This window comes from Flavobacterium sp. LC2016-13 (assembly GCF_009707955.1).
Lineage (GTDB): Bacteria > Bacteroidota > Bacteroidia > Flavobacteriales > Flavobacteriaceae > Flavobacterium.
Window position 1 is genome coordinate 273827 of sequence record NZ_WMDQ01000006.1, and the last position, 20342, is coordinate 294168.

General features: G+C 34.8%; 10 protein-coding genes. All 10 read right to left on the minus strand.

Going from position 1 to position 20342, the window contains the following annotated elements; translation table 11 throughout:
- Positions 1-262 precede the first annotated feature (262 nt).
- On the minus strand, positions 263-1180 hold the full coding sequence (locus GKZ86_RS14570) for a glycoside hydrolase family 43 protein (protein ID WP_154783810.1): 918 nt from the start codon (positions 1178-1180) through the stop codon (positions 263-265).
- A gap of 102 nt (positions 1181-1282) precedes the next feature.
- Positions 1283-2851, minus strand: coding sequence for a glycoside hydrolase family 28 protein (locus GKZ86_RS14575; protein WP_154783811.1), 1569 nt, complete (start codon positions 2849-2851; stop codon positions 1283-1285).
- Positions 2852-2976: 125 nt separating this feature from the next.
- Positions 2977-4374, minus strand: coding sequence for a glycoside hydrolase family 140 protein (locus GKZ86_RS14580; RefSeq protein ID WP_154783812.1), 1398 nt, complete (start codon positions 4372-4374; stop codon positions 2977-2979).
- A 171-nt stretch (positions 4375-4545) separates the two neighbouring features.
- Entirely contained in the window at positions 4546-7704 is a 3159-nt protein-coding gene (locus GKZ86_RS14585; RefSeq protein WP_194632538.1) for a DUF6298 domain-containing protein, read from the minus strand.
- 178 nt (positions 7705-7882) lie between these two features.
- The gene (locus GKZ86_RS14590) at positions 7883-9592 is read right to left on the minus strand and encodes a polysaccharide lyase (protein WP_154783813.1); all 1710 of its coding nucleotides are present in this window, start codon (positions 9590-9592) and stop codon (positions 7883-7885) included.
- Between the two features lie 54 nt (positions 9593-9646).
- The gene (locus GKZ86_RS14595) at positions 9647-10318 is read right to left on the minus strand and encodes a DUF3826 domain-containing protein (protein WP_154783814.1); all 672 of its coding nucleotides are present in this window, start codon (positions 10316-10318) and stop codon (positions 9647-9649) included.
- A gap of 82 nt (positions 10319-10400) precedes the next feature.
- Positions 10401-12104: a polysaccharide lyase gene (locus GKZ86_RS14600; protein WP_154783815.1), complete on the minus strand. Its 1704-nt coding sequence runs from the start codon at positions 12102-12104 to the stop codon at positions 10401-10403.
- Between the two features lie 98 nt (positions 12105-12202).
- Positions 12203-14179, minus strand: a complete 1977-nt coding sequence (locus GKZ86_RS14605; RefSeq protein WP_154783816.1) for a RagB/SusD family nutrient uptake outer membrane protein — start codon at positions 14177-14179, stop codon at positions 12203-12205.
- An 18-nt stretch (positions 14180-14197) separates the two neighbouring features.
- Complete coding sequence (locus tag GKZ86_RS14610; RefSeq protein ID WP_154783817.1) at positions 14198-17596, minus strand: SusC/RagA family TonB-linked outer membrane protein; 3399 nt, start codon at positions 17594-17596, stop codon at positions 14198-14200.
- Between the two features lie 560 nt (positions 17597-18156).
- Complete coding sequence (locus tag GKZ86_RS14615; protein ID WP_154783818.1) at positions 18157-20178, minus strand: glycoside hydrolase family 127 protein; 2022 nt, start codon at positions 20176-20178, stop codon at positions 18157-18159.
- Positions 20179-20342 lie beyond the last annotated feature (164 nt).

Genomic DNA, 20342 nt, shown 5'->3' on the forward strand with positions numbered 1-20342 from the left:
TTTTTTTGTTTCACGCAGATTTTGCTGATTTAAGCTGATCAACGCAGATTTTTTTTTCTGCTATTATCTAAAATAAAAATCGCTTAAATCTGCGTGAAATTTTTCTAACTATTTCTTTTTATCTGCTTGATCTGCTAAATCTGCGGGAGAAATTTTTACTCTCGCAGATTTTGCTGATTTTGCTGATTCTTATTTTACTATCGCCACGTATTTTGTTGATTATGATTGATTAAAAAATCCTTTAAATCTGTGACATTCTCTTTTATTTCTTTTCAATTAATCGTTTTAAAACTTCTTCGGATATTGTTGTAATCGTTCCGTGTTTATGTCCTTCGGGAAGGCTTATTTTTGATGATACATCTTCAAAATGAACAAAATCTAAAGTGCTTGAAGCTTTATAATTTTTCTCGCCGTAATTATCATAATAAATCAACCATTCTTTTCCGACTTTTACAACTGTTGGTCCTTCTGATAAATGGGCCGTAAATGGTTCTGAACTCTTTCCGAATGGTCCTAAAGGCGATTTCCCAAAAGCTACTTTTATATTTCGCATTGGTCTTGTATTGTCTTTCAAAACCAAAACATAATCTTTTTTTCCTTTTTTTACAATCACACAATCGATTACGCTGAAACCTGGTTCGTAATATAATTTGGCTTCTGAGAATGTTTTGAAATCTTTTGTGGTTACATAATACATTCTGTGATTGTTCTTTTCTTCTTCCTGTCCTTTTTCAAATCGAAACGGAATTGTCGATGCCCAAATAATGATGTATTCTTTTTTAACATCATCATAAAAAATTTCCGGCGCCCAAACGTTTACGACTTCTGGTTCGTTTTTCATTACGGGAATATATTCTTGTTTCGACCAATGAATTAAATCTTTAGAATTAGCATATCCAAAACCGTTTCCGCCTTTCCAATCGGTTGTCCAAACTAAGTGATATGTTCCGTCTCCGCCTTTTGTAATTGACGGATCGCGCATGATTTTGCTTGCTCCAATTTCTGGTTTTAAGAATGAACCTTCCAACCCTTTCCAGTTGTAACCATCTTTGCTGTAGGCTAAATACAAACCTTCTGTCGCGGGTTCCCGAAACGACGTAAAAAGATAAATTTCTTTCTTTTTTTGCGAGTAACTTATCGCAAAAAGAAAAAGAGTTATTATGGTTATTATTTTTTTCATACTTCGTTTTTTCTCCTGCAAGGTTTCCAAAACCTTGTAGGTATTCTTATGCGTATAAACTAGACCTACAAGGTTTTGAAAACCTTGCAGGACTACGTGGTGTTATTCTATAATTGCTTTTTTATCCAGATCTTTTCCTTTTTTAATTGCCGTTGTTACGTTGTTAAATACATTATTTTTCAGGAAAATATTCTTTGTTTCTTTTCCATCGGCTTCGATAAAAACATCGGTTGCATTAAATGGAAAATTATTGTTGATCATCATGTTTGAAACATTATCTAATTTGATAACTGAAACTCCTTTTATTGGTGTTGAAGATCCAACATTATCTAAAATGATATTTTTTGAATCTGATATTTTGAAAGATGAACCAATTTTTGCGTTTACTTTTACGTCATGAAATTCAACATCTGTTGCTGTATTTACCGTAAAACCTTCTTTTCCGTCCATATTAATATTCGAGAACGATATGTTTTGAATTGGCATTTCGCTGATTCCTAAAATAGTGCCGGCTTTATTTACATTTGAAGCCGTAATATTACTCATGTGAATGTTTCTGAAAATCGGGGTTTTTTCAGTAACGGGTTCCACTTTGGTATCTTTATCATAAAAAAGGCTCAATACAATTGCTTCTTCTTTGATGTTTTTCATTACAATATTATCAACGCGAATATCTTCTACAACTCCACCTCTTCCGCGTGCTGCTTTAATTCGGATTCCGCGATCTGTTCCGTCAAAAACACAGTTTGAAATGGTTACTTTTTTGATTCCGCCAGACATTTCGCTTCCAATCACAACGCCGCCGTGACCGCTTAACATGGTGCAATTTGTAATGGTAACATTTTCTGTTGCTACGCCATATTTGCGACCGTCTTCGTCTCTTCCGGATTTAATGGTAATACAATCGTCTCCAACACTGATATGACAATCTGAAATATGAACATTTTTGCAAGACGAAGGATTAATTCCGTCGGTATTTGGCGAATGTGGATTAAAAATGGTGATTCCGGTAACGGTTACATTGTCACAGAATTCAGGATTTATTGTCCAAAAAGGTGAATTTTGAAACGTTACACCTTCGATTAAAATATTTTTGCAACCATAAGCCTGAAAGAAAGATGGTCTGAAAAACTTTTTATCGATTGTTCTTTTATAATAATCAGAATAGACGATTCCCTGATTTTGTTCGTCCCACATTTTTTGATATTTCGTTAACGGAATTGGTTCTTTTGCACTTTCAATTCTATATACTTCATTCCACCATGCTTTTCCTTGTCCGTCGATTACACCTCTTCCTTTTATGGTAATGTTTTCTGCATCTTTCGCATAAAATAATGGTGAGAAAGATTTCATTACTAATCCTTCATAACGCATTTCTACATAAGGCAGATAATCATCAAAATTCTCTGAAAATTTTAAAAGTGCTCCCGAATCTAAATGAATTGTAATATTACTTTTTAGTTTTAAAGCGCCTGTTAAATATTCTCCTGCAGGAAAAAAAATTGTTCCACCGCCGTTTTTAGATGCTTTTTCGATTGCATTCTGAATGGCTTCGGTGCATTTAATGCCTTTATTATTTCCTCCTTCATTTAAGATATTCAGCCAGCCGTCGTTTGCGAAGGCGGTGTTTAGTCCTGTTATGAAGCAGAGTATGATTAGTATGTTTTTCATTGTTATGGTTGTTTTTTTTCTCGCAGATTTTGCAGATTGAGCAGATTTTTTTATCTCTTTAATCTGCAAAATCCGCGAGAGTATTTTATTCTCATTTTTTATGAGAAAAAGCAATTCATTAATTACTAGTTCGAACGCAAAATCAAAACCCAGTCATTCCCATCTTCTTTTTTTCCTGACGGTTGAAATTCTTTGGTTCCTTTATTGTCTATAATTCCAATTTTTGTTTTTTGTCCGTTTCTAGGGTTGTACCAACTTGCGGTTACTTTATTACCAGCAATTTTTCCCATATTAACTTCAATTTTTCTTCCTGTGTAGGTGTAAATTAAAGCGTAATTATTTCCTCTTGTTGCAATCAGATAATCGTATTTTTCGCCTTGATTGGCAATTAATGTCTGATCCGGAATTCTTTCTAAATAGGGAAAATCTAATATTAATTTTTTAATATAAATCATTTGTCCGGCTCCGGGTGCATTAATGGCTGATGTCCATAATTCTTTATTTCCGTAAGCTGGTTTATCACCTTTTCTGAACATTTGCATTACAGCGTTGTGTCCGTAAGTATATCCTGCTGCTCCGGCAAAAACAGACCAATATCCGTAACGTCTTACGTCGTTCGCTGTCCATTTTGGTTGTAATGTATCGTGTAAACCATGTGGAATTCCTTCGTATGAAGGTTCTCCATCAAGCGTTGGTTTCGTTGGTTTTAAAGTTAAATCTCTTTGAACAAATTTGTAATTGTCTTCTTTGAAATTCGTTTTCACTGAATCCTGATCGTATCTTCTGTGTCCTGATTGAAACATATTGAAATCTAACCAAGTCGCATTATGATAATTCTCTGAAGAATCTGTTCTTCCAAAAGGATGAAATGTCACTAATTGATTTGGATTGTTTGTTTTTAAGGTGCTTCCAATCGCATTCCAGATATCTGTGAATTCATTTCCGTGTGTATCTCCTCCGTTTAACCAAATAACATTGGTTCTGTTTTTATATCTGTCGGCTAAAAATTTCGCATATTTTTCTGCTTGTTCTTTGCTTACTTTATTTCCTTTTGAAACATTGGTTCCCCAAACTGGCACAATGGCTACGTAGATTCCATTTTTCTGAGCAACATCCAAAGTGTAATCTACGTGATCCCAATAATCGTATTCAGCCGGATTATCAAAATTGTTGCCTGGTGTGGTTAATGGTTGTGCGGCATCTTCATTTATCAACGCGGCATCACCGTAAACATTTATTGCATTCAGATTATGCAAAACCATGATCTGAACGACATTGAATCCTTTTTCTTTTCTGTCTTTAAAATATTTGTCAACACCTGCTCTGTCTAATTTACTGAATGTTAACCAACCTGTATCGCCTAACCAGAAAAATGGTTTTTCATTTTCGGTTACAAAATAGTGTTGGTTTTTTGAAACTTTAATTTGAGGCAGAGCGCCTTTTGTTGATTGCGAAAATCCACTTTGTGCTGTCAACAAAAAGCTAATACTTAGGGCGTATAAATATTTAATTTTCAGATTCATTTTGGTTTATTTTGAATTTATGTTTTTTAGTTGTTTGCCACGAATTACACTAATTTTCTCGAATTTTTATTTTTCTTGTGTTTTTTTGTTTCCCGCAGATTTTAGAGATTTTGCAAATTATTTCAAAAAATAATTCGTGCTAATTCGTGTAATTCGTGGCTAACTCTTATTTTACTTTTTCACTACAAAAAGCACTTTTTCTTTTATTTCGGATTGTGGGATTGTTACTTGTTTTCCTCCGCTTATGTTTGCTTTTTTAGTTAAAGTTCCTGTTGATGGGTTAATTTCATATACTTCGAAAGTGCCTTTGTAATCTGATAAATTGATCGAAATTTCCTGTGCATTTTTCGCGTAAAAAAGATAGCTTTTTCCTTTGTTTTCCAATTTCCAAAGATTATCTGAAAATGTGTTTCCTTCAACTAGTTTCATTTCGCTTAAAGCAGAATAAAATGCAGGAAGTTCAATTTTTGGAATATTTGGCAATGAAGCTCCCGCCATTAATGCCGGCCAACCAAATCTCGGTGATCCATCTGTTGAATATAAAATTACTTTTTCAGAGTATTTTTCGCGATATTCTCTAACGGCACGATATACCTGATCGTCTGTTTCTTTTCCTGTTTTTAGTTTTCTGGCGTGTTGTCTTGGTGCCAAATTTAATCCGCCTTGTGGTGCGTAAGCGGTTCCGTCTTCTTTGTAATACCAATAACGAATATCAATTAAATCGACTGTTTTTACTCTTTTAGCATCATTTAGAATAGCATCCTGAACATCTTTTGTAGCGCTTAAACCAATGATTTCTTTTTTACCAGTTTCGTCTTTCCATTTTTGAACTTCATCCAGCCAGAATTCCATAAAATGAAGCGGACCTGTATATTCGGCACTTGTTAACTGAATTACGTTGCTGTTTTCCTGAAAATTTTCTAATGATTTACGAATAAATCCTTGGTGCAATTTTCTTCTGGCAGGATTGGTAACATCATAAAATTGTTCTGCCATGAAGATGCGTTTGTCTCCTGCATACGGCGGCGGTTCCGGAAAACCTGTACTGTTTATATTGTTTGCTGAACGCCAAGGTGAACTCGCCCAATGAGCTCCGGCTTCTATAATGTTATGTTGAAAATACTGTTGATTGACTAACAATTGTCCTTTGGTTTCTGCCAAATCAGCAAAAAGTGATAAACGATCCCAATACCAATCATTGAATTTTGTCAAGTCGTATTTGCTCAATTGATCCCAGGCTAAATCCTGTCCGCTTCTTGCAAATGGCTGTTCGTAAAATGGCGGCCAGACATCGGCATCAAAACGGCGAACGCGTTCGTGATCGTCCATTCTTCGCTCATACCATAATCCGTAATTATGTTCTAAAGCGACCATATTATTAGTGGTCAAATAATCTGCCACTTCATTAATATTATCGGTAAATCCTGTACCGGTTCTGCCGGGAACAAATCTGGTAATATCTGGCAATGACTTCGAAATATCACTATCTCTAAGGCTTCCTCTCCACCAAGGCACATTTAATCGGTTTCCTGCTATTACTTTATTATCATAAATAAGCCAGCCATTTTTTGTTATTACTTTGTTGTTGGAATTTATGTTTTGTGCCGGGTTTATTTTTAAATCATTGGCATTTTTAAGACCTGAATTGTTTGTATCAATTGGATTTGATTTTGAAACTTCTGCAATCCATTCCAGTAAACTTTCTTTTGGTTCAACTGAATTTTTGGTTAATTCCTGTGCGACTTCAACAGCAGGACTTGATGATGGTTCTGAACCTAAATCATAAATAAACGGTTTTACAGGAAGTTGTCCTAAACGACTTTCTAATTGTGCATAAAATAAACTTCTCGGACTAATATGTCCATTTACATCTTTCCAGTGACCATCGCCACCCATGATTCCGCCCCAAGTTCCAAAAGCCCAGTTTTGTGCTGTTGGCGGGCTGTAACATTCTATTTTAGATGCTGAAGTTTCCCAGATTACGCTATTTGCAGCAGTCCAGCCTGCGCCTCTGCCATTTTGTTCTCTATTGTTATAACTTAAAGCATGTCCGTCTACATAAGAAACATCAAATAATACTCCTGTTGCCCAACTGCCAATGGCTCCGCTATTATTGAATGGTAAATATGATTGACATTGAATAAACGCATTTGGACCTGTTGTTCCAAATCCGCCTACTGCAAAATCATGATAACCGTATTCAGAATAACAACGTTGAAACAATGTTTGCTGACCTTCGGTATAAAAAGTGTGACGTCTAAAACCTGCAATTTCAGAAACAGGTTCAGTTGCAATACAGTCTTCAACTGTAATTTGCTGAGCTGATTTTAATAAAGCAACTGCGCCTCCAGAAAAATGCTTGAAATTTACTTGTTTGACCCATGCATTTTTTGTGTTTTCGATGCTAATCCCTAACCATCTGTGTTCTTCGTCTTTTGGTTTTGACTCATTATAACTTGATTTCATCAGAATATTTTCGATTCCGATTTGCTCAATTCGTCCGGGCCATGAATAAACTGTTACTTTGGCTTGCCCGTAAATATCATCCAAAGTCATTGTTAACGGTGCGTTTAGCGTTACTTCGTTTCCATTGATATTGGTTACGATTCTGTTCCAAGTAATATCCCAATCATTTTTTTTCCAGCCAACCCAACCGGTTTCTGCTCCAAAATCATCCATTTTTAACTCTTTAATCCAGTTATCCGTTAAAGGTTTAGTGATGATAATTTCGTCAGATGGTTTTAATTTTGAGGTATTTTTTAATTGGATCTTTTTTGTTCCAAGTGGTGTATAAGCTGTATTGAATTCAAAAGTCTCGCCTGGTTTTTTATCATCAATCCCTAAAATTCTAATTAAGGCTTCTCTTTTTAATCCTGTTCCTAAAAGAATTGTTCCGTTTTCTGTGTTTCCACTTCCTCTTAAAACTACGCCAGATTTTTTAATATATAATGTTCCGCTAACTTTAAAAATTCCTTTGTCTAAAAGTACCGCTCCGCGAAAACCTGATTTATCCGGTTTAAGATTACTTACATAATCAATCGCTGCTTGTATTTTTGGGGTGGCGTCTTCTTCTTGTTTCGAAACAAAAATTTTGTTGTCAAGATTAGGAATTGCCTTTTCTGATGCCATATATCCCGCATAAGAAAAATCAGGAATTTGATTTCCTAAATTATCCGTAGTAAAAGAAAGTTTTCCTTCTTTTGTTTTTACAATATCCGGGAAGGTATTTTGTGCTGTTCCAATATTGATACTGAAAAGCATTATAAAACCAGACAAAATGATTTTATCTTTTTGAAGGGAAACTATATTTTTTAGTTGAGTAAAATTCACTTTAAAATATTTTTTGTTGTGATTTATCCTAACAGGTTTTGAAAACCTGTTAGGTATTTGCTTTAAGGTCTTATATTCTCAAATTATTCTAAACCTATATTTCTTAAATACCTAACAGGTTTTCAAAACCTGTTAGGATACGTCGAGATAATTTAGCTAACGGACTAAATTTAAGACTTTATTGCAATAATCCTTTTGATAATTTTGCCAATGTATCAGTATTATTTTCTGTTTTTGTCCAATCTGTTTTAGATTTCGGATCAATTCCGTTAAAATACTTTTCGATATTGGTATAACCGTCTCCGTTTGAATCTTTATTGGCATCTGATGCGTCATTAGGATTCAGTCCGTTTTTCTTTTCCCAATTATCCGGAATTCCGTCATTATCAGAATCTTTATATGCTTTTCCTTTATATTCAGGATAACCGCCTACTTGGTCAGGACTTGTAATTATTCCTTTTTTATATGAATCTGCCGGTAATCTTCTTTTAATAAAATCTTTACCAATTGCATTTTCTAATCCGTCTTTTGATTCGATTTTTCCGGTGCGGACTTGTTTGATAATTCTTTCGTCGACAGCATCTCTTTTTGGTAAAGTTGCTCCAACATTATTCAACACAAATTCATACGCTTCTTCTGCCTTCATTATGGTAATGTGCGGCATCGAGAATGGTTTATTTTGTTTGATTAATTCTAAAAATCCTTTGGTTTCTTCATCTGAAAGATCTTCTAATTGTACTCCGCCGTTCCAGTTATCGGCAGTAACCTCTGGAGCTCCGTCGATATAATTCCCGGAAACATAAGCTCTTCCGTATGTTTTTGGTTTCATATAACCTGATTCAGGTTTTAGAATTCTGTAACGAATTGGTTTATCTGTTGGTGTTATTGGTCCCGGTTTGAAGTAATTATTTACGATATTAAACATCGAACGATAATCTCCTCCGTCAAGCGAGCGATTCCACCAATTGAAAATTACGTTATTCACAAAATTAAAATCGCCGTACATTCCGATAGAAGCATTTCTTGAAATATTATCGGCCCATAAATTTCTCATGAACGTACTGTTTAATCCGCCAATGGTACTTCCAAAAGCGTGATTATAAGTATCTAATCCTTCTGATGAAATGGTGTTTTGAATGGTAATATTACAAGCGGGTAATTTCTCTAATTTTGATTTATCATTTGCCGCAAACTGATGTCTGTATAGTGAAATATTTTCGTCTAATCCCCAACTTACGGAGCAGTGATCTACAATAATATTCCCGATTGGGTTTCCGCCAAGTGCATCGTCTCTGCGGGTAACATCGGTTTCACCTCTGCGGAAACGCATGTGTCTGATGATAACATCGTGTGTATCGATTTCTAAAGTTTCGCCTGCAATGCAAATTCCGTCGCCCGGCGCGGTTTGTCCTGCAATTGTAACATACGGTGCACGCATGCTGATTCTTTTCTTTAATCTGATAATTCCGGAAACATTAAACACAATTGTTCTTGCTCCAACGGCCTCACAAGCTTCACGAAAAGTTCCTTTTCCGCTGTCTTCTAAACTGGTTACAACAAATATTTTTCCGCCTCTTCCTCCTTGTGTAAAAGCTCCGCCACCTTCGGCACCGGGAAATGCAGGAATATCTGCCTGAACAAAATCTTTTGGATATGAAGCCCAAGGTAAATATGGACGTCCTAATTTTGTTTCGGCCTGAATAACATTATAATTCGCTGTCCAGATTTCGCTTAGCCTTTTTTCTTCATCAGCCAAAATCTGATCGGCTTTGTCTTGAAGTGGTTTTGGAATTTCGGGATATTGTGCGTACGCAGAAGAGAAGAAAGAACAAAATGAAATAATCATCATAGTTCGTTTCAGAGTGGTATTTGGAAAAATATTTTGCATGAGAATTTAATGTTCTGAAATTTATATTGAGATCTGAATAAATTAAAAAGGTTCTTATCCTTTTGTTTTATTCTTTTCTCTTTCTTCAACACGTTTATGCCAGTCGGCACTTTCTTTGTTTAAATCGTAACCTTCTTTAGATAAATAATTATTTATTCTTCCTTTATATTTACCAAACCAGGCATGTTTTTCTTTAGATGATCCTCCATCCATTGCAAATTCTCTGGCTTCTACTAAATTGGTGTAGATGTATTCTTTTTGTGCTTTGGTTAAGGCGGGTAGCATATCCTGATATCCGGCATAGGTTATTTCTACTACTCCGTAAGTCATACCGTCTTTAACTGCTACTATTTTATCTTGCGATAATTGAGTTCCTAATTTTTTTAGATATGCTGCGTGCAGTTTGCTGATTGCTTCATCTGCAGTCGATTTTAATTTATCGATTTTCTCATTTCTTTTTTCCTTTACAACACTGCTGTCGGCTTTTACTTTTTTGATTTCTGCATCTCTTCCATCCTGAATTTGGCTTAAATCTCGAAACTGCTGCGCAATGATATCTGTAACTGCTTTTTCTTTTGCAGGATTTGCCAATTCTAGTTTAGCTACAATTTTTGCAGCTCTTTCATTGGTAATATTAATATATACAGGATCTAAATGTTGTTGTGCAATGCTATTGAAGCATATCAAAAATAATATTAAAACACTTATAATTTTTCTGTTTGACATGATGATGAATTTTGAAATTTTTGTTTAAAAAAAACATTCTTATTTCACTATTTCGTGATGAAATAAGAATGTTTATTAAAAATTACTCTAGCAAAGACTTCGTTAAAGTCTCATGATTGTTGCTTAAATCTTTCCAGTCTGTTTTTTGATTTGGATCTGTACCGTTTAAATATTCTTCGATATTGGTGTACCCATCATTATCTGAATCTATTTTTGAATCAGAAGCATCGTTTGGATTTAGACCATGTTTTTTCTCCCATTTATCAGGAATACCATCTTTGTCTGTATCTAGGTATGGTTTTCCTTTGTATTCAGGATATCCTCCTACTTGAGAAATATCTGTAATGATTCCTTTTTTATACGAATCCATCGGAAGACGTCTGTGTTCGAATTGATAAAATTCTTTTTTCTCTAATCCTTTTGCATATTCGGGAACTCCTGTTTTTACTGTTCTAACAATTCTTTCGTCTACTTTATCTCTGATTGGTAAAGTTGCTCCGGCATTTTTCAACACATATTCATACGCTTCATCAGCTTTCATAAATGGGTGAAACCATGGCATTGGGAAAGGTTTGTCGCTTTTCATTTTATCAAAATAAACTTTAGATTCGTCATAAGTCATTAACTCACCTTTTTTATTTTCGATTTGAACACCACCATCCCAGTTATCTTTTGATACTTTTTCGTTCTTTTCAACGATGTTTCCGCTTACGAATGCTCTACCAAAAACCATGTATGGTAATTTACTTCTACCTGATTCCGGTTTTAAGATTCTGTAACTAATTGGTTCAGCCAAATCAGTTACCGGTCCTGGTTTATAATAGTTGTTCATGATGTTGTATATGGCTGTATAATCGCCACCATCTGTTGATCTGTTATACCAGTTGAAAATTACATTATTTGCAAAATTGAAAATACCGTTCCATCCAATTGAAGGGTTTCTTCCTGCATTATTTGCCCACATATTTCTGATAAAGGCGCAATTTTCTCCACCTAAAGTACTTCCGAAAGCGTGGTTGTAAGTATCTAATGCTTCTCCAAACAAACTGTTTTGAATTGTAATATTTACGGTACCTACTTTGATATCCGGATAACCTGGACCTGGACTATAGATATGTCTGTACATTGACATGTTTTCGTCTAATCCCCAAGTTGCAGAAACGTGATCGATCATAATATTTCCAACAGGGTTTCCTCCAATTGCATCGTCACGACGACCAACGAAAGTTTCTCCTCTACGGAAACGCATGTGTCTAATAATAACATCGTGCGTATTAATCCAAACAGATTCTCCTGCTACACAAATACCATCTCCGGGAGCAGTTTGTCCTGCGATAGTAATATAGGGTGCACGAATAATTAGAGGACTTTTGATTCTGATAATTCCTGAAACATTAAATACTATTATTCTTGCTCCACCTTTTTCGCACGCTTCACGTAAAGTTCCAGGTCCGCTGTCTTCAAGACTTGTAACTGTGTAAACATTTCCGCCACGACCACCAAAAGTGTACATTCCTCCACCTTCAGCACCTGGGAAAGAAGGAATTTCTGCCTGAGGTAAATCGTTTGGTCTAGATGCCCACGGCACATAAGGTTTGCCATGTTTGGCTTCTTCCTCGATAATTACAAGAGCTTTTTCCCACGCCTCATCAGAAAGTTTTGAAGCTTCATCCATAATAATTTTGGATTGTGCCTGAACTTCCGGACTGATTTTGGGATATTGGGCAAAACATTGGAAACTTCCTAAAAACAATAGGAAAACAGCCGATAAAGTGAAATTTTTCATACTAATTTTTAATTATGGTAATTCTTTTTAAACAAATCACCTGTATTTTTTTAGAATACAGGTGAAAAGTTAATATACTAATTCATTTGATATTGAATTTATTCTTGATAATTGAAGGTTCCAGGTCCTCCAAAATTATCATTCCAGCCTACTGTTTGCAATAACCATGGGTTTTGTGTCAAAACAGCAGTATTAAGCCCACTTATGTAATAGTTTGGATTAAACTTAATATTTACTGGAGCACCTGCAAAATTATCCATAGCTGTAATTAGATCGGTACGAGTAAAATTAGCGTTATAAAAAGCTGCTAAAGTTGTTAATTGAGTCTGGAAATTAGCAGAATCATAATCAACTATTATGCTTGCACGAGCAGCTGTTAAAGGATCAGTTGTTGATGATGCTGCCGTGTTTTTATATTGTAAGTAATTTCCGGTTCTTTTTGTTCCGTTGATTGGAGATAATCCTAATTTGCTAACAGTTCCTCCAACAATACCAGGAAGTGATGCATTATCATAAAGCATCCATCTTTGAACATCCCAAAAACGTTTTCCTTCGTAAGCTAATTCAACTCTACGCTCATATAAAACTGCTTCTATAGCAGCATATTTACTAGTTAATGTTCCAATTCCATAGTTATTTGCAGAAGGAATTCCTACACGGTTTCTAATTCTTCCTAAATAAGCTAATGTATTATTAGTTTGTCCTAATGCTGCATAGCATTCTGCAATATTTAGTAACAATTCAGCATAACGGTATTCAAAAATATCTGTTCCTGAATATTGAAAATTGGTTTCTTTACTTGCAGCAGTATTACTCATTTTTCGAACAAAAGCAGGGCTCGATATAGCAGTATTCGCATCAGAGAAACCTGCTTTATTAGTAGCATCTACCCAGCGATAAGCCCAAAGAACGGCGTTTGGTGTTTCTTTATTTCCCCATTTAGCACCAGAAAAAGAAAATGTTCTGTAAAATCTAGGGTCTCTGTTAAGAAAGAATGTAAAATCGTTATATCCATTCGCTGCAGTAGGTCTTGAACCATCGGCCAACGGAAATAAATCAATCATTTCTTTAGGGGCGGGAGTACCACCTCCAGATCCACCTAAACTAACCAAACGAATCGCTTTTTCCCAAGAATTGTTTATTGCTGTACCTGTTGTACCAGTCCCACAAAGTTGAACAGTTATCGCCTCGGGACAAAAAACATTATCTTTTAGGAACATTGCTTCCCAATCCTTAATAGAATTTCCAAATAACCCGTAACCATCTTTTGTCAATTGAGTTTCAGCAGCTAATCCGGCATCCAAAGCTGCTTGCCAACGCTCGTTAGAACCATCCCAATTTTTGTTGAATAAAGGGCTTGCATATGTTAAAAGTACACGAGCTTTTTGTGCTAAAGCTGCTCCTTTTGTAAAACGTCCGTAACTTGCATCTATCCATTTTCCAGGCAATAAACTTGCTGCTGTATCTAAATCTGCAACTATTTGAGCTACTACTTCAGAAACTTTTGCTCTTGGCAGTTGTATTGTCGGATCATCTGAAGCAGCTGTCTGAACAGTCGTTACGATAGGAACTCCTCCATAAGTACGCATTAAATCAAAATACTGCATGGCACGCATATAGTACATTTGCCCTTTTGCCTGATCACGGAATGTTTTATCCAAATTTGCACCTTTTACATCAATATCTTCTAACAAAATATTACATTCTCTTATTCTGTTATAGGCAGTATTATTAACACCTGAACCAAGTTTAAGTCCATAGTAATTACCAGCTTCACCTGCGCTTAAAAGTGTTTTATTTGGATTAATAAAATCCTGAGTCCCTCCAAGTTCTTCTGTTAATCTTGAGTTTGTATCAGTAAATAATCCTACTACGGTAGATACTGGTGATTTATATGCGTTGTAAAAATCATAGTATTGATTATCTACATACGCTTGTACTCTTTCCTGAGTTTGAAAGAAAGTATCATCGTAAGAACCATAATTTTTCTTTTCTTCTAAAAAGTCCTGACTACAAGATGTACCCAAAACAACTAGCAGTGTTAAAGATATATATAAATTAAATTTTGTTTTCATAATTGTCATGAATTTAAATTAGAATGATACGTTAAAATTAAGCGACCATGTTCTAAGTGTAGGATAACCTACAGAAGAATTGTCATACATGTTTCGGTACTTATCAGGATAAGGATTATAAAGATCCCAAAGATTATTACCTGTTACACCTAATGTTATGCTTGAAATTTTAGTATCTGCAAATACTTTTTTAGGAATATCATAACCAACACTTAAGTTTCTAACAAAACAACGAAAAGTATTCAGTTGCCAAAAATCTGAAGGACTTGACATATAAGTCCATTGTGCTACGTTAGGGTATTTTCCGTTTGGATTATCCTCAGCATACATATCATTCCAGAAAGTTTCACGTGCCCACATATTAGAAGCGGATGATGAACCTTGATTTACTAAATCTACAAAATTAGCTCCTCCCCATGACGTTGCTATTTGAGTTCTTAAATAAAACCCACTAACTTTGAAGCCCAGGTTAGTATTAAATCCGTATTTTCTGCTACTATTCGCTAATTTAACATAATCTAATTCTTTACTGTCTGATATAATTTGACCGTCTGGTCCAGTTGCAGTTCCATCAGGATTAAGTTGTCCTCCAATATCCTGGTAAGCTAATGAACCTTTTCTTAAAGCACTAGCAGTAGTAAGATCAAAATATTTTGGAGTTCCGCCAACTGCATTTGCATGTTCAGTTAAATAAGCCCAATAGTTAGCGATATCTGCATCGGTACGTAAAATACCATCTCCTGTAGATGTTCCCTTCCATACTGCAAATCCCCAAACAGGATTAAATCCTTCTGATCTGCCTTCTCTTCTCACATTATTAGCTTCGGGCAAGTTTCCTTGGTTTGGATATTTTACTACTTCATTATTAGCATAGCTAAAATTGATACCAATATCATAACTAACAGCTCCTTTTATTTTATCACTCCAGTTAATACTAATCTCAGATCCCCATGTATTAGCAGCACCATAATTTTGCTCTGCATATCCTCCTCCTACTGAAAATGGCACACCGGTAGCACTTGCCATATCTGTTAACATGTTTGTCGTTTTGTCATAATAGAAATCATAAGTAATATTCAATCTGTTTTTCAAAACATTCAAATCTATACCAACATTGTTTTTTACTGTAGTATCCCATGTTGCATCTCTGTTCGGATTTACTCTAGGAGTCAAACCTGCTGCATTATTCCCTCCGTTAGGTCCAAATTGAAAACCTTTGTCAACAATAACATCATAATATTGAACCCATTTCCAGGCCTGAAGATTATCTTTTCCTGTTTTACCAATTGAATAACGAACCTTTAAGAAATCAACCCATGGCACATTTTTTTCAAACCAATCTTCTTTAGACACTACCCAACCCAATTGAAGTGATGGAAAATATCCCCAATAGTGTTCCGGAGCAAATTTTGTCGAAGCATCACTACGGAAAAGAAATTGTGCCAAATACTTTTGCTTATAATTATAGTTGATACGCCCAAAATATGAAAGAGTTCCGCCTTCGACTTTAGTTGCCTGGCTATTAGATTGGATTAATGTCCCGGCTGTTGCAAAATTTCCTAAATAATCTTTTCCGGTATTTTCATACGCTAAACGTGTAAATGTATTGTAAATCTCAGATGCTTCTCCTCCAACCATCGCACCAATCTGATGATCTCCAAAAGTTCTGTCGTAGTTAATTAAAAAGTCACCCTGAGTATTCTTACTATCGCTATTATTATAATAAACTCTTGAATTTCTAACATTTGTTTCTATAATATAATCTCCATTTGGATTAGTAACATTATTGTATACAGTAGGATCAGCTGCACTTGCAAGGTGATTACCCAATGTTTCGTAATTTCTAATTCTTGCCAAATCATATGGCAATTGAATTTGTTCCGTATAACTAGAACTTTGAGTTCTGGAAAAAGTTCCTTTAAATGACAATCCTTTCACAGCTGCTATTTTATAATTTAAAGAAGCATTAATAGTAGACGAATTATCATCACTTATCTGATGCGAACCATTATTTAAGTTAGCAAAATAGTTCCATCCTGCAATATTTGCATTTGCATTTGCACTTCCTAAATTTTTATTCGAATTAGGAAATGGTGACATGTAATATTGTTTACCATCAACAACTGTCTCCCAAGGAACAAACTTTGGCATATGCACCAAATACGCATAATCAGCCTGTTCTCCTCCTCCGGCAGAACCGTAACTACCGTCATTGATATTTGCAGATGCTTTAGTAAAAGACTTATCAATTGTTCCTGCAGTTCCGGATACAGAAGCAGAAAAATCTAAACCTTTTGCTATTTTTGCGTTAATTCCTAAACGATAATTCCATTTATCGTATTTTTGATATCCTAGGTTAGCATCTTGTGTAAAATAAGTTGCTCCTGCAAAATAAGTAATATCATCACTACCTCCGCTTACATTGAAAGTGTGTTTTTGCTGAATAGCAGGTTTCCACGCCTCTTTTAACCAATCATAATTCAGACCTTTCATCTCCTCTAATTCCGCTGGAGAATACAATTTTACCGGATCAGTAACAACGCCAGGAGCTGTTTGCGAAGTAAAATATCTATTGCTAAAAACACCAAACTCGTTAGCATTCATAGTTTTAGTATGGCTTACAGCATCATTAACCGCAAACTGACTGTTATAAGTAAATTTTGCCTTACCTACTTTTCCTCTTTTGGTTTTTACAACTATTGCGCCTTGTGAAGCACGAGAACCATAAATTGCAGCAGATCCATCTTTTAAAATAGTAATACTTTCGATTTCAGAAGGATCTAATCTGTTGAATTGCTCTAATGTAGGTTTACCATTCGTAGGATCAACCTGAATCATGTCATCAATAATTACCAAAGGAATAGATGAATCACCATCTTTTGAAAAACCAACAGATTGACGGATTTGGATAGCGGCAGCATCTCCTGGGCGCCCAGAACCTCCAGTCACAGCAAGACCAGGAACTAATCCTTTTAAAGCGTCAGATAAGTTAGTTACAGGCAAATCCATTAAATCATCTGGTTTAATAGTCGCAATAGCACCAGTAAGTTCTTTTTTCCTTTGAGTACCATAACCCACAACAACGATATTGTCTAGTTGATTTGAATCTTCAGACATTTTTGCATTAACAATTGTACGGCCATCTAAAGGCAGTTCTACTTTTCTCATTCCAATGAAAGAAAAAACCAAAGTTCCTCCGGTTTTAACTTTAATTGAATACTTTCCACTATAATCTGTGGTCACAGTATTCTTAGTCGATTTTTCAGTTACGTTTACACCAGGTATTAAACCTCCTAAGTTATCTGTGACAGTTCCTGTAACAGTTACAATAGTATGTGTTGTGGTTTGAGCATAACTCACAATACTCATTAGTGCAAACAAAAGAAAACTACATCTTTTAATAAGTGCTTGTTTCATAAATGTTTTGTTTTTGGTTAGGTTATTAGTTTAGTTAGATTTGAAATAAAAAAATATAATTTTCTTAAAATCGTTTTAACAATATTAAATGTTAAAAATACATTTATTATCTGTGATCCAAAAATATAACGATTGCGTATTACAACTATCCTGCTCTATCCTGTATTAATGGTATTATCTGAAAAATTACGACTTAAAAAAACAATATTAATAAAAATAAGAAAGAAAAAATGAACGTTAAGTAAAAAACAAGGAAAAGGTTTGAACATTATTAAATATCCAAACCCTTTTTATTTGAAAAACAGTAAAATATGCAGTAAAATAAAAAATATGTTAATTTATTCGCAAAACAAAATTTTACTTATTACTGAAATTGAAGCGCTTAAAGATTTATTTTTGAAAATTTTACTCATTTTTAAATAAAAAAACAATACTTATCTGAATAAAAAACTTACAGAAATTCAAAAACTCAAGTTTAACAAAATATGTTAATTTTATCTAAAAATTGAAAGAAAAAATAACTTTTAAAAGTAAAATCTTACGAATGGTTTTTGAAGAGATTAATGAGACATCCAAACTGTCATTTCTCCTTTGCCTTTATTGCCCCAAGCGAAGTATGGAATTAAATTAAAACTATATTCTTTAGCTGTTTTACTAGAGATTGGCTGATAAAGTTTTTTATCCCAAGAATAATCCTGAGCAATTTTTGAAGTTGCATTTATAGTCAACAACTTTCTGCTATCCAGCTCAATAAAACTTGTAGTAAATTGAGAATTTGCATTTAAAACAACATCATTAATACTTATATTAGCAGGAAGCTGATCTGACTCTAAACAATAAACAACCGGTCCTCTTTTTACCGCGATTTGATTCTTAATTTCTTCTACTAACGGATTTGCCTGCATTAATTCGACCGGCATTGGGATATTCAATTCAATAATATCTCCTTTTTTCCATTTTTGATTGATTTTGAAGTAAGTTCCGGAAACAACCTCATCATTAATTTTATTATTATTTAATGAAATAATCGCTCCCTGACTCCATCCCGGAATTCTTAAGAAAAAAGCCTGAGCCTCTTTTGGCGCTTTTATAATTTTCAACACAATTTTTCCATCCCACGGATAATTCGTTTGTTGTTCTATTTCTATTTTCTGACCATCTGGCATTGTTGTTTTCAGTGTATTGCTTCCGTATAAATTGACATACAAACCTTCTTTAGAAAAGCTGTAAGCATAATTACCAACTTCGGCAACAGTTCGTGTAACGTTTGGTGCGCAACAATTTGATAATGCAATATAGCTTTCGCGTTCTTTGCTCCATCGTTGTTTAAAAGGTAAATCCTTAGAAACATTCAACGGATTATTATAACAGAATCTTGTTCCTTCTAAACTAATTCCTGACAAAACACTATTGTATAAAGCCAATTCTACAATATCTGCATATTTTGCATCGGCTGTAATTTGCAGCATTCTCCAATTCCACAACACATTACCAATATTGGCGCAGGTTTCTGTATGAGCTGTTGCATTTGGCAATTGAAATGGTCTTCCGTAAGCCTGATGAATTTTCTGAACATCGGTAGGATTATATGAAGTTCCGTCTGGAGAAACACCGTCGTACAATGCACCGCACGCTCCGGTAATGTACATTTTTCGGTACGTTACATCATCCCAAATAGATTCTAAATTCTCTAATAATTTCTTTTCTCCGGTTTCTGCATACAAATCGGCAACACCGGCATAAAGATAATTTGCTCTTACGGCATGACCCATTGCAGTAGTTTGTTGTCTAAACGGAATTCTGTCCTGATTATCATCGGTTCCATCATTTGTGGTTCCTCTAATATCGATTAGATTATTGGCTAATTCTAAGTATTTTGGATCTTTTACGGTTCGGTACATTTCGACGATTCCCATATAATGCGAAGGACAAATGGCATTTCTGGCTAATTCCGGTGAAGCTTTTTTATAAAAATCATACAAATAATCAGCAACTCCTTTTGCAATATTCAAGAAATTTGTTTTTCCCGTGGCACGATAATGTACACATGCAGCTGTCATCAAATGCCCCATGTTGTATTTTTCAAAACCCAATTGTTTTTTAACTTCTTCGGGACCCAAAGTTCCCCAGCGTTCGTCTATTAAAACCGGAGTATGAATATAACCGTCTTTGCGTTGTACTTTTGCAAAAAGCGCAATAGCTTCGTCCATTTCGGCATCTAATTTCTTGTCTTTTGTTACCGCATAAGTCGCTGCCATTCCTTCAAAAATTTTATAAAAATCACCATCGTGAAATGAAGGTCCTTTAAAAACTCCTTTTGTTAAACCCGCAGCAATTTCAAAATTTTGATAAGCATGAGAAATTGAATCGTTATGATACAAGTTCCACATATAAGGCAATGTGCTTTTGGTTTCTACATCAAACTGTTCTTTCCAGAAACCATCTGTCCATTTTACATCTTCCAGACCAACACTTTGTAATTTTGAATATGGACTTTGGGCATTCGCTACCAAACCTTTATTCTGCGCCATAAAAGCTGTTGAAAAAAGTATAGTTGATAGTAATATGACTTGCTTTTTCATTTTGATTTGTTCTTGATATTGTGAATATTGTGACGCGGATGAAACGGATTGCTAAAGCAAAACGCAGATTTATACGGGATTTTTTTATTTGCTTAAGCTATGTGTTGCAATTTTTCACGCAGATTTTGCAGATTTGAGCAGATCAGCGCAGATTTTAATTTAAT

Bases quoted from the DNA above. Each gene is read 5' to 3' on its own strand.
- GKZ86_RS14570 (WP_154783810.1), bottom strand. From the start codon at position 1,180: ATGAAAAAAATAATAACCATAATAACTCTTTTTCTTTTTGCGATAAGT.
- GKZ86_RS14575 (WP_154783811.1), bottom strand. From the start codon at position 2,851: ATGAAAAACATACTAATCATACTCTGCTTCATAACAGGACTAAACACC.
- GKZ86_RS14580 (WP_154783812.1), bottom strand. From the start codon at position 4,374: ATGAATCTGAAAATTAAATATTTATACGCCCTAAGTATTAGCTTTTTG.
- GKZ86_RS14590 (WP_154783813.1), bottom strand. From the start codon at position 9,592: ATGCAAAATATTTTTCCAAATACCACTCTGAAACGAACTATGATGATT.
- GKZ86_RS14595 (WP_154783814.1), bottom strand. From the start codon at position 10,318: ATGTCAAACAGAAAAATTATAAGTGTTTTAATATTATTTTTGATATGC.
- GKZ86_RS14600 (WP_154783815.1), bottom strand. From the start codon at position 12,104: ATGAAAAATTTCACTTTATCGGCTGTTTTCCTATTGTTTTTAGGAAGT.
- GKZ86_RS14605 (WP_154783816.1), bottom strand. From the start codon at position 14,179: ATGAAAACAAAATTTAATTTATATATATCTTTAACACTGCTAGTTGTT.
- GKZ86_RS14610 (WP_154783817.1), bottom strand. From the start codon at position 17,596: ATGAAACAAGCACTTATTAAAAGATGTAGTTTTCTTTTGTTTGCACTA.
- GKZ86_RS14615 (WP_154783818.1), bottom strand. From the start codon at position 20,178: ATGAAAAAGCAAGTCATATTACTATCAACTATACTTTTTTCAACAGCT.